The 22,826-nt window shown below is 55.9% G+C and carries 23 protein-coding genes; 14 read left to right on the top strand and 9 right to left on the bottom strand.

All coding sequences use genetic code 11. The features are described from left to right. Window positions 1-11: 11 nt before the first annotated feature. The 9 genes from ACZ5DH_RS02690 to ACZ5DH_RS02650 all read right to left on the bottom strand — a co-directional run bounded on the left by ACZ5DH_RS02690 (window position 12) and on the right by ACZ5DH_RS02650 (window position 9,231). A complete protein-coding gene (locus ACZ5DH_RS02690) occupies window positions 12-848 on the bottom strand; it encodes a DUF6282 family protein (protein WP_464255617.1) in 837 nt (278 codons plus the stop codon). Next, window positions 845-2,101: an MFS transporter gene (locus ACZ5DH_RS02685; RefSeq protein WP_464255616.1), complete on the bottom strand. Its 1,257-nt coding sequence runs from the start codon at window positions 2,099-2,101 to the stop codon at window positions 845-847. Before ACZ5DH_RS02685 ends, ACZ5DH_RS02690 begins: the two co-directional genes overlap by 4 nt. Window positions 2,102-2,596: 495 nt before the next feature. Then, the gene (locus tag ACZ5DH_RS02680) at window positions 2,597-4,006 is read right to left on the bottom strand and encodes an SLC13 family permease (protein WP_464255615.1); all 1,410 of its coding nucleotides are present in this window, start codon (window positions 4,004-4,006) and stop codon (window positions 2,597-2,599) included. Between the two features lie 62 nt (window positions 4,007-4,068). After that, on the bottom strand, window positions 4,069-4,944 hold the full coding sequence (gene sucD, locus ACZ5DH_RS02675) for a succinate--CoA ligase subunit alpha (protein ID WP_464255614.1): 876 nt from the start codon (window positions 4,942-4,944) through the stop codon (window positions 4,069-4,071). Further along, the gene (sucC, locus tag ACZ5DH_RS02670; protein WP_464255613.1) at window positions 4,928-6,115 is read right to left on the bottom strand and encodes an ADP-forming succinate--CoA ligase subunit beta; all 1,188 of its coding nucleotides are present in this window, start codon (window positions 6,113-6,115) and stop codon (window positions 4,928-4,930) included. The genes sucD and sucC overlap by 17 nt, the downstream gene beginning before the upstream one ends. Before the next feature lie 406 nt (window positions 6,116-6,521). Further along, complete coding sequence (locus tag ACZ5DH_RS02665; RefSeq protein WP_464255612.1) at window positions 6,522-7,070, bottom strand: 2-oxoacid:acceptor oxidoreductase family protein; 549 nt, start codon at window positions 7,068-7,070, stop codon at window positions 6,522-6,524. Between the two features lie 4 nt (window positions 7,071-7,074). Next, on the bottom strand, window positions 7,075-7,872 hold the full coding sequence (locus ACZ5DH_RS02660; protein ID WP_464255611.1) for a 2-oxoacid:ferredoxin oxidoreductase subunit beta: 798 nt from the start codon (window positions 7,870-7,872) through the stop codon (window positions 7,075-7,077). Window position 7,873: 1 nt separating this feature from the next. Beyond that, entirely contained in the window at window positions 7,874-9,025 is a 1,152-nt protein-coding gene (locus ACZ5DH_RS02655) for a 2-oxoacid:acceptor oxidoreductase subunit alpha (protein WP_464255610.1), read from the bottom strand. After that, complete coding sequence (locus tag ACZ5DH_RS02650) at window positions 9,022-9,231, bottom strand: 4Fe-4S dicluster domain-containing protein (RefSeq protein ID WP_464255609.1); 210 nt, start codon at window positions 9,229-9,231, stop codon at window positions 9,022-9,024. The genes ACZ5DH_RS02655 and ACZ5DH_RS02650 overlap by 4 nt, the downstream gene beginning before the upstream one ends. 644 nt (window positions 9,232-9,875) lie before the next feature. Between ACZ5DH_RS02650 and ACZ5DH_RS02645 the strand changes: the two genes are divergently transcribed. The 14 genes from ACZ5DH_RS02645 to ACZ5DH_RS02580 all read left to right on the top strand — a co-directional run bounded on the left by ACZ5DH_RS02645 (window position 9,876) and on the right by ACZ5DH_RS02580 (window position 22,074). Further along, window positions 9,876-10,094, top strand: coding sequence for a hypothetical protein (locus tag ACZ5DH_RS02645; RefSeq protein ID WP_464255608.1), 219 nt, complete (start codon window positions 9,876-9,878; stop codon window positions 10,092-10,094). Window positions 10,095-10,207: 113 nt separating this feature from the next. Continuing rightward, a complete protein-coding gene (locus tag ACZ5DH_RS02640; RefSeq protein ID WP_464255607.1) occupies window positions 10,208-10,570 on the top strand; it encodes a hypothetical protein in 363 nt (120 codons plus the stop codon). Then, window positions 10,531-11,067 carry an FmdE family protein gene (locus tag ACZ5DH_RS02635; RefSeq protein ID WP_464255606.1) on the top strand — a complete coding sequence of 179 codons (537 nt, stop codon included), beginning with the start codon at window positions 10,531-10,533 and terminating at the stop codon, window positions 11,065-11,067. Before ACZ5DH_RS02640 ends, ACZ5DH_RS02635 begins: the two co-directional genes overlap by 40 nt. 129 nt (window positions 11,068-11,196) lie before the next feature. After that, complete coding sequence (locus ACZ5DH_RS02630; RefSeq protein ID WP_464255605.1) at window positions 11,197-13,407, top strand: TonB-dependent receptor plug domain-containing protein; 2,211 nt, start codon at window positions 11,197-11,199, stop codon at window positions 13,405-13,407. Continuing rightward, window positions 13,395-14,162 carry a class I SAM-dependent methyltransferase gene (locus tag ACZ5DH_RS02625; RefSeq protein WP_464255604.1) on the top strand — a complete coding sequence of 256 codons (768 nt, stop codon included), beginning with the start codon at window positions 13,395-13,397 and terminating at the stop codon, window positions 14,160-14,162. The genes ACZ5DH_RS02630 and ACZ5DH_RS02625 overlap by 13 nt, the downstream gene beginning before the upstream one ends. After that, a complete protein-coding gene (locus tag ACZ5DH_RS02620; protein WP_464255603.1) occupies window positions 14,147-15,226 on the top strand; it encodes an ABC transporter substrate-binding protein in 1,080 nt (359 codons plus the stop codon). The genes ACZ5DH_RS02625 and ACZ5DH_RS02620 overlap by 16 nt, the downstream gene beginning before the upstream one ends. Then, window positions 15,216-16,352 (top strand): FecCD family ABC transporter permease, encoded by a 1,137-nt coding sequence (locus ACZ5DH_RS02615; protein ID WP_464255602.1) that lies wholly within the window; start codon window positions 15,216-15,218, stop codon window positions 16,350-16,352. Before ACZ5DH_RS02620 ends, ACZ5DH_RS02615 begins: the two co-directional genes overlap by 11 nt. After that, the gene (locus ACZ5DH_RS02610; RefSeq protein WP_464255601.1) at window positions 16,345-17,094 is read left to right on the top strand and encodes an ABC transporter ATP-binding protein; all 750 of its coding nucleotides are present in this window, start codon (window positions 16,345-16,347) and stop codon (window positions 17,092-17,094) included. Before ACZ5DH_RS02615 ends, ACZ5DH_RS02610 begins: the two co-directional genes overlap by 8 nt. A gap of 127 nt (window positions 17,095-17,221) precedes the next feature. Further along, a complete protein-coding gene (locus ACZ5DH_RS02605; RefSeq protein ID WP_464255600.1) occupies window positions 17,222-17,911 on the top strand; it encodes a MotA/TolQ/ExbB proton channel family protein in 690 nt (229 codons plus the stop codon). A 2-nt stretch (window positions 17,912-17,913) separates the two neighbouring features. Beyond that, entirely contained in the window at window positions 17,914-18,393 is a 480-nt protein-coding gene (locus tag ACZ5DH_RS02600) for an ExbD/TolR family protein (protein ID WP_464255599.1), read from the top strand. Continuing rightward, on the top strand, window positions 18,390-19,166 hold the full coding sequence (locus tag ACZ5DH_RS02595) for an energy transducer TonB (RefSeq protein ID WP_464255598.1): 777 nt from the start codon (window positions 18,390-18,392) through the stop codon (window positions 19,164-19,166). The genes ACZ5DH_RS02600 and ACZ5DH_RS02595 overlap by 4 nt, the downstream gene beginning before the upstream one ends. Window positions 19,167-19,908: 742 nt before the next feature. Beyond that, a complete protein-coding gene (locus tag ACZ5DH_RS02590; RefSeq protein ID WP_464255597.1) occupies window positions 19,909-20,478 on the top strand; it encodes an FmdE family protein in 570 nt (189 codons plus the stop codon). Further along, window positions 20,471-21,244: a Rossmann-like domain-containing protein gene (locus tag ACZ5DH_RS02585; RefSeq protein WP_464255596.1), complete on the top strand. Its 774-nt coding sequence runs from the start codon at window positions 20,471-20,473 to the stop codon at window positions 21,242-21,244. The genes ACZ5DH_RS02590 and ACZ5DH_RS02585 overlap by 8 nt, the downstream gene beginning before the upstream one ends. Then, window positions 21,235-22,074, top strand: coding sequence for a class I SAM-dependent DNA methyltransferase (locus ACZ5DH_RS02580; protein ID WP_464255595.1), 840 nt, complete (start codon window positions 21,235-21,237; stop codon window positions 22,072-22,074). The genes ACZ5DH_RS02585 and ACZ5DH_RS02580 overlap by 10 nt, the downstream gene beginning before the upstream one ends. Window positions 22,075-22,826 lie beyond the last annotated feature (752 nt).

Raw genomic sequence — 22,826 nt, 5'->3', positions numbered from 1 at the left:
GACTGTAATATTTAGTAAATACCAAGCATTTTTGCCGGAAGCTCTTTTGTCATGTACGTTAAATGCTCTTGAGCGATTCCGCATTGTGACAATTCTTGCACAAACATCAGCAAGGCCTTGACAGGTTCCGGATTCGAAGCTTGTCCCATATCAGAAGAAACAACCGTTGTGTCCCATCCTACAGCTTCAATTTGTTCGGCAATAACCCGCACAGGCAATTTCTGCGAAGAATTTGATGCGTAATAACACCGTTCAAAACATGCCCCCATGCCAGCCAGCTTTTTCTGGTCTGCAATGGACAAAGCGACGCACTCAAATTCCGGATGGGTCACCAGAATTTTTTTCACGCCGCACGCCTTTGCCATACCCGTCAGTTTACGAATTTCATCCGGGGCAAGGTGCCCTGTACCCAAGATGACGTCAGCTTCGGCAATGAGCGCCAACACTTCTTCAAGACCTGGAACAGGCGCGCCATCGTCATCAAAGACCCGCACCGCCCATGTCTGGCTTTCTTTGAAGTGCCGCAAATGCTGCACGGAGGATGAGGTGGGCATCCAAATCTGCTTTGCGCCCATTTTGCACGCTGTTCTGACAGCCATAGGGTTTATGCCGCCCACCGCTGCGTTCAATGCCAGCCCGCCAAATACGCGCACTCCTGCAACAGCCTCGTCAGCGCAGTGTGCTGTCAGGTATGTGGGCACGTTATGGTTTTTGAGCAACACGGCGCGCATGCCCGCAGCCGCCGCCCCAGTTGCGATTTCCAGCGCCGTGGATTTGCGCGGCATCAGGTCGGGACCAAAATGCAGGTGCATATCACAGGCGTCATGCAAAAAAGCGGCGTCAATCATTCCTGCAACTCCTGCCCTTTGGTTTCAGGCAACATAAAAATAACAGCTATTCCACAGAGATAAAAAAATGACGTAATAAAAAGGGATGTTCCTATGCCAAAGCTTCCGGCAAGCGTTCCGATAATAATCGGCGCAAGGGCGCTTACCCCACGGCCTCCGTTGTAGACGAAACCGAGACCAGCCCCGCGCAAACGGGTGGGAAACAGCTCGGAAAGCAGAACGCCAAAACCACTGAAATAGCCGGAACCGAAAAAGCCGATACAGGGGCCGAGAACAAACAGCCATAAGGGATCGCGCAAACTGCCGTAAAGCGGCACCAGCACGGCCGCGACAGCCAGAAAAATCACAAAGGCAGCCTTGCGTCCCCATTTATCTGCTGCGAAACCAAAGGATGAGTAGCCAGCCAGAGCGCCAATCTGCATGGCAAAGACCCAGCCGGAAGTTTTTACTATGTCCATCCCCGCCCCGCCGTTGGCGACAGGAGTGGAAAGAAAACCAGGCAGCCAGGTAAACAGTCCCCAATAGGCAAGCTGCAAGAACGAGGTGAACAACACACCCACAATGGTCAACCTGAGAAATCTGCCTTTAAAAATATCAAGAAAACTTGTTGAAACTTCGCGTCCCTTGGGCGCGAAACGCTGCTTTTCACGAAATTCGAGCCATACTTCAGGCTCTTCACACTTGAAAAAGATAAAGATCAGGATGGCCAGAGACGGAATCACGCCCACCAGGAAGAGTACGCGCCAGCTGTACTGCGACAGGATCAGACCGGAAAGGACGGCGGCGAGCATATAACCGAGAGCCCATCCCGCCTGCATGAAACCAGAAGCCTTGCCTCGATGTTCCGAAGGCCACGTTTCATTGACAAGCAATGCCCCGGCCGCCCAGGCGCCCCCCATCCCCAGTCCGAGAATGGTGCGATAGATGGCAAGCTCAACTACAGAATGGGCCATGGCGCTCAGGCCGGTACAGACAGTATAAATTGATATGGCGATAAGCAGGGATTTCTTACGTCCGATTTTGTCTGCAAGAACGCCAAAGGCGATGCCCCCCAGCGCTGAAGAAAAAAGCGTTACAGATGCCAGCATGCCCCCCATGGCCATGCTGATTTGAAATTCTTTCATAATGGTTGTTAGCGACATTACATACAACAACACGTCCATTGCATCCATGGTCCATGCTCCCATGGCGCCTATCAACGCATACAAATGACGCTTTTCCATAAAAGAATACCAACGTTCTCTCTCATTCATACAACGCTCCTTGTCAGCTTGGTTATATGCTGCTGATTCAACAAGCCCCTGCCTCCACGACAGGAATGCCTATCGAACACCGGAAGGGCTTTGGGCTCACGCCCGTACGATGAAATCTCCTTTGTATTGCCGTGCGAATTGCATCCAGCACGCACGGCGCCATTGTTATGGCTTGAATTGTGACGGATGGCATTACGTCACAAATGCCAGTGGTGAGAACATGGGGCAGTAGTTCTGCCCGGGAAACCGCGCATCCGTAAAATTGTGTCAAGAACATCGGAGGGCTCCGAAACCCTCCGTGCCGACGTTGCCTGCCCGCAGCGTCGCGCAACGCCTGTAATCCACAAATAAATACCGGAGCCTGATATGCCCTGGCGGCGGCGAGAGCAGTCGCTCGCCGTCAGGGCGTGGACGATGTTTTTCTGTGCTGCCGCACGCCGTAGCGGCGGGCGTGCCGTCAACCTTGCGAACGCATACCCGCAACGTTGATCTGCTCTAGGAAAACATTCCTATCCAGGTCCAATATGTATACACCATAATACTCATGAATGATGCGCTAAAAATACTCATCACCGCACCAGTCTTTATAAGTTCCTTTGGAGTAATCTCTTCTGTTGCCAATCCAATAATGTTAGGCAAGTTTGATACTGGCAATAAGTACTGGTGCAGCATATTCATGCCGACCAAGAGAACAAATGGAGTAGGATCTATACCCTGAGCAACTGCATATGCTATGACCACTGGTGTCAGTGCGGTAGTTTTTGGTCCTGCTCCGGTGAACAGACATTGCAGGACAACCATGATCCATATAAGAATAACCACTTGCATTTTCAGATCAAAATTAACAAGTGGCGTAAAGAAAGTATTGGCGATCCAGGCCGCCGCCCCGGAGGAGACAAGAACGGACCCCATAGAAAGGCCAGCGCCATAAACGATGAAGATATTCCACGGGACCTTCTTTTCCGCCTGCTTCCACGTCATGAGCTGCTGCGGCCCTGGCGCTATCATGGCCATCACGGACATCATGGCAACCAGCGTGGCATTGATGCGATGGAAGGTATCCGTTGCCCACAAGGCGAGGGTGAGAAGGAACACGACCATGGTATATTTTTCAATAAAACTCATGGGTCCAAGTGCTTCGAGTTCTTTGCTGACGTAGGCCTGGCCGGCGCTGATATCGTCAATTTCCGGCGGCCACATCCAGATAAGAATGGGCACAGCCAACAAACCACAGACAAAGGCCGGCGGTGCGCCTATTTTAAACCATTGCCCCCATGTGACCATATGCCCGGTGGCTTTTTCCAGCAGGCTGACAGTGATGGGGTTGGCCGCATGCGAGGTCATGATGCCAATGCAGTACATGGTTCCTGTGATCGTTACGACAAAGATAAGCCCCTTGACCATGTTGCTTTTGCCTTTTTCTGCGCCGAAGGCGTGCCCCATCTGAGCGATAATAGGCATGAGCAACAACGTCTTTGCGCCCAGTGAAGGAATGAAAAAGGTCATGACCAGGGTGATCAGGGCAACGGCCCAATACATTTTTTTTGGGGATCCACCGGCCATTTTCACCATATTCAGCGCCATCCGGCGTGACAGGCCGCTGCTTTCCATACCAGCCGCCATGATAAGCCCAAGAACGACGATCCAGACACCAGTGTTGGCGTAGCCTGAAAGAGCCTGGCTGATTTTTGCAGCTCCAAGAAGCACGAGAAAGGCGACAATGCAAAACCCGCTTTGGGCGTCATCCAGTGATTGCGTTACCCACACAATAATAGCGAAAACACCCACCCCAAGCGCAGCCTTGCCTTTGGCGTCAAGCCCCTGCATTTCCGGAGTCAGAAATGTGATCCCCAGCATAGCGGCGATGGCTATAAGAATAAAAACGAGCTGCTTAGTTTTCATCATACCTCCAGCATGGTCTGTGTGGTCAAAGGGCCGCGCGACGTTCTGCCGCGCGGCCCAACAGATTATTTACGCAGGCTGGCGGCAACGGTCTTGCCAAGAGCCCCCAATTCTCGAATGATGGTCACTCCCGCACCCTGAAGCGCAGTAATCTTATCTTCTCCACGTCCTCTCGATCCGCTGATAATGGCCCCCGCGTGCCCCATGCGCTTGCCTTCAGGCGCGGTCAGCCCGGCAATGAAGCCAAACACCGGTTTGGGATAGTTGGCCTCCTTGATGTACGCCGCAGCCTTTTCTTCACCATCGCCGCCGATTTCGCCAATAACGCAAACAGCTTCGGTAGCGGGATCATCACGGAACATTTTCAACAAATCCGTGAAATACAGACCGGGCACGGGATCGCCGCCGATGCCCACACAAGTGCTTTGGCCAACCCCTTCGGCAGTCAACTGATGCACGGCTTCATAGGTGAGGGTTCCCGAACGGCTGATGAGGCCGACAGGGCCGGGTTTATGAATGTAGCCGGGCTGTATGCCTATTTTGCATTCGCCGGGCGTGATTATGCCGGGGCAGTTTGGCCCCACAAGCTGCGTGCCGGTTTCCTTCAGGCGTGCCTTGACCCGCACCATATCCAGCACGGGAATATGCTCGGTTATGCACACCACCAGATTGATGCCCGCGTCGGCAGCTTCGCATATGGCATCGGCGGACACTCCAGAGGGAACGAATATGACGCTTACGTCTGCCCCGGTTTGTTTGACGGCCTCCGCAACCGTATTGAACACCGGAACACCCAATACCGTTTGCCCCCCCTTGCCGGGGGTGCAGCCAGCTACAACCTTGGTTCCGTAGGCCAGCATCTGCTCCGTGTGAAACATGCCTTCACGGCCCGTGAGCCCCTGAACGAGTACACGGGATTGCGCATTAACAAGAATGCTCATGCCGACCTCCAGCGCGGGTCAGGGCCGCGATTTTGTTGGCAGCTTCGCTCATGGAAGTTGCCGTTTCGAAGTTCAGGCCGCTCTCGCGCAGGATACGGCGTCCTTCTTCAACATTGGTTCCCTCAAGGCGCACCACCAGGGGCAGCTTGAGGTCCACCCTCTTGGCCGCGTTCACAACCCCCTGAGCCACGATGTCGCATCTCAGGATACCGCCAAATATATTGATAAGAATACCGGACACATTGGGGTCGGAAAGCATGACTTCAAATCCGGAAGCCACCATTTCTTCATTGGCTCCCCCGCCGGCATCCAGAAAGTTGGCCGGTTCGGCCCCGGCCTGCTTGATGGCGTCCATCGTCGCCATGGCAAGGCCAGCGCCATTGACCATCGTGCCCACATAACCAGAAAGACGCACATAGTTGACGCCCAGTTGCCGGGCCTTGCGCTCCAGAGCATCACACTCCTCGGGGTCGTCCAGCGCGGCAATGTCCGGATGACGCTTGAGGGCGCTTTCGTCAAAATCCATTTTGGCATCCAGAGCGAGGATTTCACCTTCGCCAGTGACGGCCAGAGGATTGATTTCCACAAGCACGGCATCTTTTTCAGCAGCCAGCCGAACGAGATTCTGTATGAGAGATGTTCCGGCGTTGACCTGAGCCGGGGTCAGGCCGCAGTTGAACAGCAGCCTGCGCGCCTGGTACGGCCAGATGTGATGCGCGCCGTCCAGGGAGGCGGTGAATATGCGCTCCGGAGTTTTGGCGGCCACCTCTTCAATGTCCATGCCGCCATCAGGTGAGGCCATTACCGTCAGGCATTGCGCGCTGCGGTCAAGCACCACGGCCAGATAAAGCTCGCGCGCGATGTTGGTCCCCTGCTCAACCCAGACCTTGTGAACCTTTTTTCCCTGAGGTCCGGTCTGATGGGTTACAAGCTGCATGCCGATGATGCGCTGGGCTGCGCTTTCGACTTCATCCAGGCTTTTGCAGACAATCACGCCGCCACCTTTGCCACGCCCGCCCGCATGGATCTGAGCCTTGACCACCCATACAGGGCCAGGCAGATCGCTCGCGGCCTGCCGCGCCTGTCCCGGAGTTTCCGCCAGAAATCCCTTGGGCACTGGCACGCCAAACTGGGCCAACAGGGTTTTAGCTTGGTATTCATGAATATTCATTGAGAACCTCAAAGTGGGTTTGAAATCTCGTGCGGCGCCAACGAAATCAGGCGCGTTGGCGTCCCGGTCAGAGTGAAGGCGACCTTGCCACGTAATTAAAGCTCCGCTTTGGAACTGCCTGTTCTCCAGATGTAGAGCAGATCAACACTGAGAATGCGTATTTCAAAAGTTCCTGACGCGCCCGTTTCGGCGCGCGACGACACAAATGAATTGCGCTTACGCCTTTACGGCCAGCGTCTGCTCCCACATATCCGGACAGAGATGCGGATGATTCCTGTAAGCCTGCCGCTTCCGCCGTGCCGGCCAAAGCGGCAGACTTACAGTTTACAGTGAAAAGCCACATACTTGTGGCCGCACCTGACCGCTAACCGAAAAGCATACAGACAGCCCAGGCCCGAAGCCTCATTTATGCCTGCAACGGTTTTGCCATTTCAGCCCCAAGATGCAGGGCCTTTTTGTTATTTTCATGAAAAGCGGAAGCGAACCTGTGAGCCAAAACCTTTTCCAACGATTCCAGCTTGATGGAACCGGTGATGGTCGCCAGAGCGCCCAGCACGCAAATATTGAACGTCTGGACCTTGCCGTTGAAGGTTTCTTTGACCGCCTGCAGCATGGGCAAACCTACGCGGTTGGCATCAATGCTGCTCGAGGGTTGCACAAGATCGCTGTCATAAAGGCAAATGCCGCCGGGACGGATCAGGGAGAGGTATTTTTTTGAAGCTTCCTCCGTCAGAGCCACCAGCACATTGGGCTGGTTTACCTTGGGGAAGTATATTTCACTGTTGGAAATGATGACGTCGGAGCGTGTGGCTCCGCCGCGCGCTTCAGGCCCGTAGGATTGCGACTGCACAGCCACCAGACCTTCATACAACACAGCGGCCTCCGCGAGCAGGATAGCCATGGTAATGATGCCCTGCCCTCCGGAGCCGGACAAGAGAAAGCGGTATTTTTCCATGGCGCTACTCCTTGTGGGCCTTTTCAATAATTTTGCCGTATTCTTCGCAATACTCCGGCCGGTCTTCTTCCACGAACACGCCGCGGGGGATGAGATGCGTGTTTTCCTCAAGTTTCTTGGACCCGAGGAGGGCCGTATTATCCCGGTACCATTCAAGCATCTGAACGGCATCGCCCATCTTGTTTTTGCGGCCGAAGTACGTCGGACATTGCGAAAGAATTTCGACCACAGAGAATCCTTTGTGGGCAAATGCCTTCTTGAGTAGCGACACAATCTCTTTCACATGAAAGGTAGTCGTGCGGGCCGCAAAGGTAGCGCCTGCCCCCACGGCCAGCTTCATCGTGTCGAAGTTGTGGTCGATGCTGCGGTACGGTGCTGTTGTGGCCAGGATGCCTTCTCCTGAAAGCGGAGAGAACTGGCCGCCTGTCATACCGTAGATGCGGTTGTTCATGATGATGGCCACCATATCAATGTTACGGCGGCACGCGTGAATGAAGTGGTTGCCGCCGATGGCCATGGCATCGCCATCACCCATGGGCACAACCACATTGAGTTCGGGACGGGCCAGCTTTATGCCCGTGGCGCACGCCAGGGCACGACCATGCATGGTGTGCATGCTGTGGAAATCCACATAGCCTGAGATTCGGGCCGAGCAGCCGATACCGGACACCATGCACATGTTGGAAGGCTCAAGTTCCAGATCGTGTACCGTGCGCAGCAAATTGTTAAGGATGGTTCCGTGTCCGCAGCCGGGACACCAGATATGGGGGAAGAAGCGGTCGCGGATATTCTGCACGTTCATCTTAGAACCCCCTTCCTTCGATAACACGCATGACCTTGCCGATGTCTGTGGGCGTCACCATGATGCCGTCCATACGGTTCACCAGGAACACGCGGTCCGGGCGGTGCACCACCTGCTTCACCTGGGTTGTGACTTGCCCCATATTCATCTCCACAACAAAAATATTGCGGGCATGGGCCGTCTTTTCGCGCACCAGCTGGGCCGGGAAGGGCCACAAGGTTTGCAGCTCCAACAGGCCGATACGATCGCCCTTGGCACGGCGGGTTTCCACAAGGTGACGGGCACTACGGGCTGATGCGCCGTAGGAAATAATGACATGCTCGGCATCTTCCAGGTAAAACTCTTTCCAGCGCGCCAGCAGGTGGGCGCGGTTTTCAATCTTGTCCACAAGATGATGAATGAGTTTGGAAACCTGTTCGGGATTTTCTGTGGGGAATCCCCATATGTCATGATAAAGGCCGGTGACGTTGTAGCGGTGTACTCCGCCAAAATCGGACATGGGCAGGCGACCGTCCTCACGCGGCAAGTAGGGGTGGTAGTTGACCCCGGCCTGCACTTCCGTGCGCAGACGATCCACAACCGGCAGTTCGCCCGCAGGAGGAATGACCAGTTTTTCACGCATATGCCCGACAACTTCGTCGAACAACAAAATAACGGGAGTACGGTAGGTTTCAGCCAGGTTGAAGCCTTCCACCGTGATCTGGAATACGTCCTGGATTGTTGAGGCCGTCAGCACAATGATGGAATGATCACCGTGCGTACCCCAGCGAGCCTGATTCACATCTCCCTGGGCGACCTTGGTGGCCAGCCCTGTAGAAGGCCCTGCCCGTTGCACGTTGACCACAACACAAGGAATTTCAGCCATAATGGCATAGCCCAGAGCTTCCTGCTTCAAGGAAAAACCAGGACCGCTTGTGGCGGTCATGGCTTTTGATCCCGCCAGAGAAGCGCCACAGACTGCGCACATGGAAGCTATCTCATCCTCCATCTGCGCAAATTTTCCACCCACACGAGGCAATTCTTCGGCCAGGTGTTCCGCAACTTCGGTAGAAGGAGTGATGGGGTAGCCTGCAAAAAAACGAACCCCGGCATATAACGCGCCACGAACACAGGCCTCGTTGCCCTGAACAAATCTAATACTGCCCTGACTCATGACGCAGCCTCCTTTTTGCCCTTGCCAGGCTTGCCTTCCAGCATTATGGCCAAGTCGGGGCAATACTGTTCACACAGTCCACAGGACACACACTTGTCGGGCTCGTGTACAGCCTTGCCCTCAGCGTCAAGGCTGAGCGCCTTTTTGGGGCAGAAGGCAATGCAAATACCACAGCCTTTGCACCATAGACGATTGATGTGTAACATCCGCATTCCCCACATAGGGTTTGTGCCGAACTAACGGCAGGTTCTAGGTACACAGTTTGGCAGAGAGCTGTTCAGATCTGCCGCCGCAAAAATTCATTTGCCAGCATCGGTGTGCCAAGCGATTTCGCGGTTCCTCCAAAAATTTTCCAGATGTACCATATGGTTTCATGTTGACAATTTTATTATGCAACAAGAAATATTTTATTATATATAACAGTTATATCACTTCTACAAAAATTAGTTTTTTACCTGTAATAAATAACAAACCTATTAAAAATAATCATTCACATTACCAGAAAACACAAAAAAAATTATGTATAAGTATATTACCATATAAAATATAAAAATTGCATTAAATTTACATTGTTGCTTTTCCTTTAAGCAACCTTCATGCCATTATCTTCTCCAAAAAATTTTTCAATAATTTCGGGATAAATTAAAACCACCAACTGGTATCAATAGGTCACAATGTTGCACATGTGACAAAAACTGGTACACGATGAGACAATTCTACGCACCCCCGCAGAAACACGCGATTTTCCAGACGCGGCACTGGGCAGAGTGACCTTTCCACTGATTATTCCGGGCGAATAAACTGCAAGGCATATGCATGGCGACAGTGTCATACCCAGAGCAGTTTTGTCGTGAAACTGCTCTGGGTATGGCGGGAGCAGGCTCTGCCAGTAAAAGCGCAGGCACGGTTCTTTGCGCTGTTATGGCCAGAGCGGGTGTGTCTAGAGCATTTTAACTTTGAAATGCTCGCGTACGGCAAGCAAAAGCTTGCCTACCCGCATTTCGTGGCAAGGATTTTCAGGAAAATCCTTGCAGAGCAGTTAACTCTCTTCATTCGTAAACTGCTCTAAAACTTTGGGGCTGTTCATCCGTAGCGCCGAAATCATCCAGGGTCGCCCATCTGACCGCCACGGAATGCGGCGTCAGGAGGTCGAAGGCCAAAGGGTTTACACTGGAAAGCCGCATGAAATGGCGAAAAAGCTTCCTGTACATGTCTTTAAGGCTTGAAAGCCTGGAGCCGACCACTCCAGCCATTGCCGCTGCTCAGCGTGAGCCACATTACAAGTGGCAAACAAGCCCCGGCTTCTTGCCAAATGTTATTTTTGGTGTTACGATAATTCAAATTGTGTTACTAGGAATTGGTCAAATCCGCCCGCCGCTTTCATGCAGCACCAAGCGGCGGGAGCAGGAATGGCCGGATTTGCCGCGCGGGAGGGAAGGCGTGGTCAAGCTGTCATGCAGAGGCAAACAGCCATGCGGCGTCAGGCTGCATGCAAGGAGGGGCAAATGGATCAATCAGCTTCAGACAGGCTCAACAGGGCCATAACCTTTCACGGGCATCTCTGCCCCGGCCTTGTCATCGGCCTGCGCGCAGTGGAGGCTGTAATGGCCCATCCCGTGCTTGGGCAGGTCGCATACGGCAAGCTTGTTTGCGTTACGGAAAACGACGCCTGCGGTGTGGATGCCATTCAAAGCCTGCTCGGCTGTTCGGCGGGCAAGGGCAATCTTGTGGCGCGCCCGCGCGGCAAACACGCCTATTCCTTTTTTGACCGCGAAAGCGGCGCGTCCTTACGCCTGTGCCTGCAAGTCAATAAAGGTGAGCAAGCCAGCAGGGATGAATGGCAGCAAACCCTTTTGGACATGCCGCTTGAAAAACTGTTCAGCGCGACAGCCCCGAACTATGAAATCCCTGAAGCTCCCCGCATTTTTGCTACCGTGGCCTGCGAAGTCTGCGGCGAGGGCGTGGCGGAGCCCATGCTGCGCCTTGAGGACGGCAAAAAGGTCTGCCTGGACTGCCAGCATACTTATCCCCGGCGCTGGTAGCTAAAAAATCAGCGGACGGGCTGCCGAAAGCGGCCCTTTTTTTTCATCAGGCAGTAGCATTTTTTAAAAAAACATCACATGCGCAGGACTGACACCAACCTTCAGCACAGGCGCTGCTCCGGAGTACGCATGAAACTTGTCCTCAGTCTGTGCTTGCTGGCAGTTGTGGCCTTTCCCCGGGCGGGGATCGCAGCCGGTTCCGACAACCTCATGCAGGATGTCTTTGTTCTGGACCCCATAAAGGTGACCGGACGTATGGAAGAAGACAAACTGGACAGAACCACCGCCATTGTGGTGGAAAAAAACCGCAGCAACAACGTGGCCGACTACCTGGTGCGCGATCCTGAAATATCCTTCAAGCGCAAGGCCGCCATGGGAGACAGCAGCGACATCATTTCCATACGGGGGATGGAGTCCAAAAGAATCATGCTCAACCTTGATGGCCGCGACATCAGTTCCACGGGCATGTCCGGCGGCAACTATATCGACTTTGGCACCATCCCGCTGGACAATATCGAAAGGATTGAGGTCATCAAGGGCGGCAGTTCGGTTGAATACGGCAACAGCGCCCTGGGCGGGGTCATCAACGCCTATACCCGTAGACCCACAGAACAGCCCTATTTCAGTGCGTACGCCACCATGGGCGGCTGGAAGGACTTTTACGATTTTCATAACGTGCGCGGCAGCTATGCCCAGAAGTTCAACGCCATCGGCTTCAGCGTGGGCCTGAGCCATCAGCACGCCGACCCCTTCCTGCGCAACAACGACTATGACTCCTTTCACTTCAACCCCAAGCTCTACATAGACCTGCCCTGGCGGGCCGAACTCACCCTGGGGTACAACTACAGCCAGACCAGGCGCGGGCTTATCCGCAGCAACAGAAACGACGGCAACCCCGCCAGCGACGCCAACCCGGATTTGCCCGGTTACAGCTCCGCCATTGACTCCAACTACCCCACTGCCAGCGGCGAAAGCTTTGCCGGCGGGTCGCCCACGCCCTCCATGACGGTTATCGGCGACGGCGCGCACTGGACCAAGTACCGCCACCTTATGGATTTCACCTATCGGCAGGATTTTCTTGAAACCGCCTATTTCGAAGTCTCCGGTTTCAAGAACAGCGAGAGCCGCCGCGAAAAAAACTATGCGGACGTTGACGCCCGCATGCAGTTGCAAACGAAAAACCCCAATGACTTCAATCCTTCCAAAACAAGAAACGGCGATCTCGTACTGGACCGTAACGTCATCGTGGACAATACCTACGGCTTCAAGTTCAAAACGGGCGTCACCGTTCTTGGCCACGAACTCATGACGGGCGTTGAGTACAAAAGGCTGACTCCCGGCCCCATCACCGTTGAATATGTGGATGAAAACTACAACAAGGCCGGCGCCAACAAATGGACCGGCAAGATGGACTCCTCTGAGGCTGGCAGACCTGCCACGGTCACGGGGGCCTTTCTGGCCGACAAGTTTTCCATCACTGACAGCCTGCGTCTTGATATAGGCCTGCGCTACGACAGCTTCAGCTACAGCCCTGAAGGACAGGACAAACATCTTTTCAACTCACAACTTTCCCCAAAGGCCATGGCCACTTACAACTTCACCGAAAACCAGTCCGCATCCCTTGCGCTCTACCAGAATTACAGAACCCCCACCATCCCGGAACTGTATTGGAACTCACAGGCGTCGTCGCGGGATGCCACAGTCAACGTACCCTACCTGGTAGGCAAGGACATAAAGCCCGAAACGGCGCGCGGCATTGACGCGGCCTACAAATACAGCTTCGGGGGCAAGGGGTTTATCAAACTTTCCGGCTTTTACTACACCGTTCAGGACTATATCGTTCACAAACCCGTCTACGTTAACCGCCCGCAAAGCTATCAGGCCTGGGCCGCCTACAATATCGACGCCGAAATATACGGGGCCACACTGAGCGGCAGCTATGACCTGCTGGACAATGTGACGGTAAACGCCGCCGTCACCAGGCAGGACAGCAAAAAAACCAATGACCCGGCCGACCCCGACGGCGTGATGGACAGGCTGGAATACATCCCCGACTGGAAGGGAACCCTCGGAACCACCTGGAAAATCAACGAACAGTTCACCCTTGACACAGTGCTGACCTATGTGGGCCAACGCAACTACTACGTCAACACGGCCCAATTACGTAAAGGCACGCTGCACGACTACGCCACCCTTGGCGCAAGCCTGAGCTACAGGGTGGATGAACACCTTACTCTTGAAGCCTATGCGGACAATATAACCAACACCCAGTATGAAGAAGCCTGGGGATACCCGGCACTGGGAATCAACGCGGGGGTCAGCATCAAATGGGAACTGTAGACGAAAAACAGCAAAAACAGCGTGAATTCTGGAATGCCCGTTCGCGTACCTTCCCGCGCTTTGAGGAGGGCGAGCACACCTATGAGGCCGGGATGCTTCGGCACGCCACGGAAAACGGGGTGGATTTCACCAACAAACGCATTCTGGATGTGGGCTGCGGCAGCGGCATGTACACCCTGCGCCTGGCGCGCATGGGCGAACACGTCACGGCGGTGGATGTGTCCGACGAGATGCTGCGCCTGCTGCGCGAAGACGCCGCCGCAATGAACATCGCCAACATCACCACCGTATGCTCCGGCTGGGATGATTTTTCTGTTGATGAGCGCTTTGACATTGTTTTCGCCTCAATGACGCCTGCCATTGAGAGCGACGCAAGCAGGGAAAAGCTTATGCGGTATGCCGCCGACAAGGTGGTTTTTATGGGCTTTTCCGACCGCATGCTTTCCAACGTCATGCAGGGCCTGCACGAGCATTACGGCATTGTTCCAAAAATTTTTAACAATGCCCAGGACATGCGCGCCTGGCTTGATCACAGGGGCGTGCCGTACACGGCCATACCGGTCAAAGGCCAGTGGGTAGTGGCAAAAAGCCGTGACGATCTGGTGGACGCCTGCGTCACCACCCTGCGCGACTACGGCGCGGACCCGGATCCGCGCTTTGTGGAAGCTCATGTGGAGGCTTTCAAGGATGAAAAAGGCCAGTATGTGGAACGCACCGACTATGTCATCGAGATGATCATATGGCAAAAACGCTGAGTCTGCTTCTGCTGGCTCTGGCGCTGCTGACGGGCGCGGCTCCTGCCGGGGCGCGCCCCGTCACCGACGCCATGGGTCGCGTTGTGGAAGTGCCGGAGCCGCAAGCCATCAGGCGCATTATAGCCCTGGGCAGCAGCATGGCCTTTGTGACCTACCTTGGCGCGCAGGACAGGATCGTGGGCGTGGAGGACATAGACAAGACCGTCATTGCCAAGCCCTATGTGCTCTGCAACCGCGAGCGCTTTAAAGACCTGCCCGTGGTCGGCAAGGCCGGGGCCGTGCGCGTGCCCAATTATGAACGCATTGTGGGGCTCAGCCCGGATGTGGTCTTTGTCATCTCCACTGATCCGTCAGAGCCGGACCTGCTGCAACGCAAACTGCGCGCGCCGGTCGTCGCCCTGAGCCAGGGACAACCCGCCTTTGACAGCGAGCTTTTTCTTGAGTCCATCCTCCTTGCCGGGAACATTCTGGGCAGGGAAGAACGCGCCCATGAGCTGGTCACGGGCGTTCGCGCCCTGGCCACGCGCCTGCCCGCCCCTGCTGAAGAAGCAATGGCGCAAGCCTACGTGGGCGGGCTTTCCTACAGGGGCAACCAGGACATCAAAAGCACGGCCGCCGATTTTCTGCCCTTCACCCTGGCGGGTGTAAAAAACATGGCCGACGGCATGGGCCGGTCAGGACATTTTTTCATCAACAGGGAATTTCTGCTGGCGGCCAACCCGCCCCTGATTTTCATAGACGGCAACGGTCTGCCGCTCATACGCCAGGCGCTGGACAGCGAGCGGGGCTATTATGAACACCTCACAGCCCTGACAAGCGGCAACACCTGGCTGCTGCTGCCCCACACCGCCTACTTCAACAATCCTGAGGTGCTGTACATCAACGCGTTTTTCATGGCCAGGGCGGCCTACCCCCAAAGGTATTCCAGCCTTGATCCCGAAGCGCTGGCCGATGAAATATTCATTCTTTTCAACGGTCGCCCCCTGTATGAAGACATGGTGCGCGTCACCGGCAGGCCGGGCAGACTGCAACTGACAGCCCAGGGGTTGGACTATGCCCGGTAAGGAGCCTTCCGGCGGCCAGAACGGCGCGGCCCTGCACCCCCACGCCCACCGCGGCAGCCCGCACGCTCCGCTTTTTGCGGCCGAAAAAGGGCACTGCTGTTCCCTGCCGTGGGATGGCCCCCGCGCACGCGCCTTCTCAATGGCGGCACTGCTGGCTGTTGCCGTGCTGCTGGGCCTTGCGGGCATTAAACTTGGAGCGGTTTCACGCTCGTGGGCCGACATCTGCGCCGCCCTGTTCAACGCATCCGGGGACGAATCGTTACGCTATTTTGTCCTCCACCTGCGTCTGCCCAAGGTCTGCGCCGCCCTGACTGTCGGCGCGTCGCTGGCTCTCGCCGGGACCATGCTGCAAAATGTGCTTAACAATCCTCTGGCTTCGTCCTTTACCCTCGGGCTTTCACAGGGGGCCGCCTTTGGAGCCAGCTTTTCCATGATCATCCTGCCCGTGGCAGGCGGTCTGGCGGGATTGAGCACTGTGGCCATGGGCGCGCTGGCAGGCTCGCTCAGCGCGGCCCTGCTCATACTGGCATTCAGCATGGTGCGGGGCATGGGGCCGCAGGGGCTTATTCTCGCGGGGGTGGCCCTGTCTACCCTTTTTGGGGCCGCCACCATGTCCTTGCAGTTTTTCGCCACGGACAGTCAGGTGGCCGCCACCGTCTTCTGGAGCTTCGGCGATCTTGGCAGAGGGAGTTGGCGCGAGGTCGCGCTGGTGGCCCTCGTGCTGCTGGCGGGCCTTGTCTTTTCCCTGCGGCAGAACCTGGACTATGACACCCTGCGCTGGGGCGACGCCCAGGCGGCGGCCCTGGGCGTGTCGGTACTGCGACTGCGCTGCGCGACCCTGTTCATGGCCTCTCTTATGACGGCCTTTGCCACCGCCTTTTACGGGGTCATCGGTTTTGTGGGCCTGGTGGCGCCCCACATGGTGCGCCTCCTCTTTCCCCACGCCGGACATTTTTTTCTGCTGGGCTGTTCCGCCCTGTTCGGCGCGTGTTTTTTGCTGACGGCCGATCTGGTGGCCCAGACCGTCATATACCCCGCCCTGTTGCCGGTGGGCATTGTCTGCGCTTTCACCGGGGTTCCGGTCTTTCTGTACATTCTTTTCAGGGGGGCCAGGGCGCATGCTTGAGGCCGAAAACATCTCCCTTGTGACACGCTCCGGCAAAACCATCCTTGACGACATATCCTTTTGCCTTGAGCCGGGACGCTGCACGGCCCTCATCGGCCCCAACGGCGCGGGTAAAAGCACCCTTGCCAGGATTGTGGCCGGGCTTGAACGCCCCACATCCGGGCGTGTGTTGTACGGAGGAGCCGACCTTTCCGGCCTGAACCGCCGCCAGCGCGCTCAAACTGTGGCCTACCTGCCGCAGACAGCCCAACCCGTGCCGTGCAACGTTTTTGATGCGGTGCTTTTGGGGCGCAGATCGCACATGGGCTGGCGGCCCGACAAGGAAGACCGCCTGAAAACGCAGGCCGTCCTTGAAGAACTGAATCTCGCTCATCTGGAAAAACAGTGCGTCACCAGCCTCAGTGGCGGCGAGTTGCAAAAAACACTTATAGCCCGCGCCCTTGCGCAGGAAGCTCCAGTCCTTTTGCTGGATGAGCCCGTCAACCACCTTGATATACGCAACCAGATTGAAATACTTGAAACAATTGCAAACATCAGTGTAAGCCGCCGCATATGCGTGTGCATTGTGCTGCACCATCTGAGCTATGCGCTACGCTACGCGCAGCACGCCATGCTGCTGCACCAGGGGCGTCCGGCATATCAGGGGCCGGCATCGGAACTGAACGAGCATGACCTGAGCCGGGTATATGGCATCGCAGTCCGTTTGCAGACCATCGACGGTCAGCCCCACGTTCTTTTTTAGAGCATTTTCACTTTGAAAAAGTGTGAATGCTCTAACAATGAACACTTTGAAATGTAAAGCATTTCAAAGCTAATCTGCTCTAGTCAGACGGCTCTGAAGTTACGCGCATTTTTTACAGGGAGGCCAAATGAACCCCATGCTTGAGGCCGTGTTGCAGGCCACGCTCATATCCAAATGCGTATTGGCGCTCTTGCTGTTCATGTCTGTGGCCAGCTGGGCCTATATGGGCGGTAAATGGCTGACGCTGCGGGCCGCTCAGCGCCGCGCGCAGCAAGGACTTGTGGCCTTTGACGATGCCGGGGGCCTGAACCATGCCCTGCCCGTGATGGAGGCCGACAGGCAGTCGCCCCTCTACGGCATCACCCGCCGCGCCGTGCGCGAATTCAACCGCCTTACCCGCACGGGCGATACGGAACGTCTGCTTAACGACAACGTGCGCCGCGCCCTGCACTTCGCCATTGCCGAGGAAGTCGCGCGGCTCAAGTCCTCACTGGCGCTGCTGGCCACAGCCGCCAATACGGCCCCCTTCATCGGCCTGTTCGGCACTGTGTGGGGAATCATGCATTCCTTTACCGCCATCGCGCAGATGAAGAGCGTTTCACTGGCAACAGTGGCCCCCGGCATTGCCGAAGCGCTCGTAGCCACGGCCGTCGGCCTGTTTGTGGCCATACCAGCCGTGTGCGGCTACAACGTGTTCAGGGCAAAACTCGTTTATATTGAAGGTATATGCATCAACTATGCTGGCCAACTGCTTAACCGCCTGCAACATGAAGCGCCGGAACACAGCAGCGGCATCAGCTTTGCCGGGGAGCATTAGACATGGCCGCCTCATCAGCTGACGACGATTTTGTTGCCGACATCAATGTCACCCCATTTGTGGACGTCATGCTGGTGCTGCTGATCATCTTTATGGTCACGGCTCCCATGATGACAGAAGGGCTTGACGTGGCGCTGCCCAAGGTGGAGACATCCGAGGTTTTGCCCACGGATGACGATCACAGCATCCTGACCATCAAGTCCAACGGGGCGCTGTTCCTTGACGAATATGAAACCGGCCTGGCCGACCTGCCCGAAGTGCTGGCCACGCGCGTGAAAAATGCCGGGCGGCAACTTTTTGTGCGCGCCGACAAGGACGTGCTCTACGGCACGGTCATGCAGGTCATGGACCGCGTACGCGGCGCGGGCGTCAGCGATGTGGGGCTTGTGACCACATCCGTGCCCGACGGCTCCGCTGATGGGCAGATCGACGGTAGGGACACAAATGCGGCCCCCGACGCAAAGAAAGGCAAACGGCCATGAAGACGGCCCCCCTTGGCACACGTAGCATAACCCTGGCTTTTTCTTTGGGCATGCACGCGCTGCTGCTGGGCGGCCTTTTGTTTCTGGCACGGGAAGCCCCGAGCAGCGTGGAAAGGGTGTATCGCGTGACGCTTGCCGAGTTTGCCCCGGCCGCCGATACGCCGCTTCCCGCGCCTGCCTCGTCAGCTGTGCCAGTTACGGCGGAAAGCCCCACGCCGCCCCCGCCGCCGGAACCAGCGCCGCAAACGCCGGATGCCCGGCCCGCAAAGCCCGCGCAACCGAAGCCGGAGACAAAAAAGATCAGCCCCAGAAAGAGCGACAAAGCCGTGCCCAGGGAGCCGGTCGCGCCCGCGAAGCCGCCCCTTTCGGCTGCCCAGTCTACTCCGGCTGCCCCGGCCCCGGCAACGCCGACCGCCCCCGCAATTCCAACCGGGCCAACGGGGCCAGCAGGGCCACAGCCGCGTACCGTGGGTGGGCTCAATGCCTATGAGTGCGATTCGCTGGACCAGCGCCCCAGCATTACCCGGCGCGCTGAGCCGGAATACCCGGCCAGGGCTCGCCGCATGAATATCCAGGGCTCCGCCAGGGTGCGTCTTGTGGTGGACTCCTCCGGCCAGCCCTGTAACTGCGAGGTCGTCAGTGCGTCGCCGGTTGGATATTTCGAGGAAGCGGCGCTCAAGGCGGCAAAAGACATGCGCTTCGCCCCCGGCAAGCTCAAGGGTCAGCCAGTGAACACGCTGGTGGAGTTGCCCTTCATCTTCAGGTTACGGTAGCCGCCTCATGGCGCCACGCCGCAGATACCCTGAAACGCCTTGCGGGGAAGAGACCCTTTTGCAAAAGGGTCTCTTCCCCCACGCCCCCACCCTCTAGACCAGATTAACTTTGAGAATGGACATTCTCAAAGTTTAAGACACGCATACTTCGGCGCTTAACAGCGCAAATAAATTGCGCTTACGCCTTCGCTGCGGGCGCCTGCTCACGCAGTCGCCAGAGCAATTTCAAAGTGAAAATGCTCTAAAATTCCTGTTGTATTTTACCATACTACCAGAGCGTCTCAATCTTGAAATGCTCTGACGCTGCGTGCAGACGCTCGTCCGGTAGCGTCAAAGCAGTTTATCTGCGTGATTAAACACCGTAACGGACGTGGCTTGAATATTGAGAATGCACATTCCCCACATTACTCTGCTCCAAGTGTCTTCTGACCTTGATCTTGCGTTCCAGAGACAGTTTTTTTCAGGCAACACGAGCCTCAAAGACTATCCGCTCCAGCCCGACATACCCCTGCAATCTCCATTAAGAATAAAGAATGGAATGAGTACATTTTTCATATTCACAATAGTCACGGTTGCCGCAAAATCGTGATCATCAAAAATGCAACAAAGACGTGACACGTCGTAAATAATGCTATAACAATACTGAATACACATTCATTACCCCCCAATAACACACTGACAGGCTTCGTGTCACTGGACAGGTTTATGCAACTATATCATACACCACAACTACAGTATGACCATGACAAACATCACACCATTTCTTGAAAAGGCTGAGAAGTACCACGGTCACATTTGCAGCGGGCAAGTCTTGGGCATCCGCATGGCCCTTATGGCTTTGCGACTGCTTGATCTGAAACCAGAAGACAACCTGAGGGATCTTGTTATTTTTCTGGAAACCGACAGATGTGTGGCTGATGCTGCTCATGTGGTCACAGGCGTGACTCTGGGGCGCAGGCGGGTCAAGGTCTACGGATATGGTAAAACCGCCATGTCTTTTCTGGATCTTAAGAGCGGCCGGGCAGTCAGGGTACACGTGACCACATCCGACCGTCCTCCCCACGATGTGCCCAAACACGAGCAGATAGCCTTTTGGGAAAAATACGCCGACGATGACATTTTTGCGTGGCAGGAAGTGCACATAGACATGCCGGAGGGCGAACTGCCCGGCCCGCCTGTTCGCGTATGCACCTGTGCCGCCTGTGGCGAGGATGTGCTGGACTGCAAGGAAATCTTGCGGGACGGCAAGACATACTGCCGCGCCTGTGCCGATGGCGCTTACTATCGCCCCCTTGAGGTTCGCCATGACTGACCGCTGGTTTTTGTACGATGCATTGCTTGACTCTGTGCCCGATACGGCTCTGGTCAAATCCTTCACGTGCGGCAAACACTGGCTCATGGTAGAAACAGACAGCGGCGGCATAGGGATGGCGCAGTATTTTCCCCCTGCTCCGGGTGCGTCCGACTCTGCCCGGTCCTGTCATGACATGGCGGGCCAGCCCCTGCGCCGTGTGGCGGAAATGATCAAGTCCTGGAACTTCAACGCCGCCTCCATCGGCCTTGCCGCCCTTAACGCCGCCAATAACACCCTGGCCCTTGTAAAGACAAGTCCCCTGCGCACGGCGCTGGACAGTCGCCACGGGGATGCCTTTGACTTTTTTCTTTCAGAGGCAAAGGGCAAAAAAGTAACGGTTATCGGGCATTTTCCCGGTCTTGCGCGGCTGCGTCCGCACTGTGAACTTTCAATCCTTGAGCGCCAGCCCCAACCCGGGGATTTGCCGGACACTGCGGCGGAATATATTTTGCCACAGCAAGACCTTGTTTTTATTACCGGCACTACCTTTATCAATAAAACCATCACCAGGCTGCTGGAACTGAGCGCCAACGCCAGGGTTTATATGGTAGGTCCCAGCACGCCCATGAACCCCCTGCTGTTCGCGCACGGGGTGCGCTCCCTTTCGGGTCTGGTTGTGGTTGACGCTGAAAAGATGGGCGCTGCCCTCAAGAACGACAACTGTGAGGCCATTTTTGGCCACGGTGGTCAAAAGGTGAATATGGTGGCTGAATCATGCCACTAACCATGCGCACTTTTGAAAATCTTTGGGTAGACTACCAGCCGGAGCGAACCGGCATGGCAGACTTTTGGAACAAACGCGCACCTTCGTTCAACGAACACATCCGGGGTGATGCCTCACGCGAACACCGGCGTCTGCTTGTGGAGCACATCGCCCGCAAGGCGGGGCTTGATCCGTCGGCGTCCGTACTTGATATCGGCTGCGGCCCCGGCAGCCACGCCCTTGAAATGGCTCCACTGGTGAGCCGCGTGGAGGGCTTTGACATTGCCCCCACCATGATAGAACTCGCCAGGGAAAATGCCGCGCGGGACGGATGCGCCAACGCGCACTTTCAGCTGCTGGACTGGGCCGCTGCCGATCTGGACGCTCTGGGCTGGCGCAACCAGTTTCAACTGGTTCTTGCCTCCAGAACTCCGGCAGTCAATGACAAGGCTGCCCTGGAAAAAATGATCGCAGCCTCCTGCGGTTGCTGCTGCATAATAAGCCAGATTGATACCCGCCACTCGGTGCGTGACCAACTCAAAACGCTGGTAGACTGGGACGCGCACAAAGAGCGCATAAGCCGCAGTTTTTATTGCGCCTTCAATATTCTCTGGCTTATGGGATACTACCCCGAAGTGGAATATATGGACCGCGCGTGGGAGAGCGACAGCAGCCTTGAAGAGGCTGAACAGATGTATCTGCGCTATTTTGAAAGCATGGGGCCGCTCACCCCGCGGCAAAAGAAAAGTCTGACCGGCAAACTGACGGAACTGAGCCGTGACGGCCGGGTGCGGGAAAGCGTGCAGTCAAAAGCCACCCTCATGTTCTGGACCAGCTCACAGCAACGTTGAAATGCTTCACGTTTCAACGTTGTCATTCTGCCTTGACCTCCCGATCAGGCAGCAGCTGATCCCATTGGCGGCATTGCACCGAATCGCTCGCTCACAGTTCAATATGAACAGAACTAGAACAGATTAACTTTGAGAATATACATTCTCAAAGTTTAAGGCACGCTCACTACGGCGTTTAACCGCGCAGATAAACTGCGCTTACGCCTTCGCGGCGGGCGCCTGCTTACGCAGTCGCCAGAGCAATTTCAATGTGAAATTGCTCTAATCCCGTTTGGTGGCATTGGCGGATGATTTGCAGCCGACAATCTGAACAGCACTCAATCTTATCTTGGTGGCAGTTCGACGGATGGTTGGCAGACTGCCCGGACTGGGCCGCGGCCAAATTCTTTGATGGCATTGCGCGGCGCGGAGGGAGATCACCGAGCAAAGCGAGGAAGCTCCCGGAGCAAAAGCCGCGCAGCCCTCGCCAGATTAAGGAAATTGAAAACCTGGGGGGGTCGTCCGGGGGGAGTGCAGAGGGGGCCTCGGAGGGGCGCAGCCCCTAACAGGCCCCCTCTGCCGCCCGCCGCGCAGGCGGCCCAAACTAAGCCTAAGAATAGCCCAAAAGCTTGCTACCGGTCTATAAAACTGTGTGGCCGCCCAAAATATCGCCCACGCTGGCTACCGCCACTAGAGCATTTTGCTTTTGAAACAGTCCCTGTTTCAACACATCATTCTGGCGAAAAACGTGGTTTTCGCCAGAATCCACGCCA

Source organism: Desulfovibrio simplex (assembly GCF_055387835.1).
Note: the sequence above shows the minus strand (reverse complement) of the source record. Positions and strands in the feature narration are given on the sequence as shown.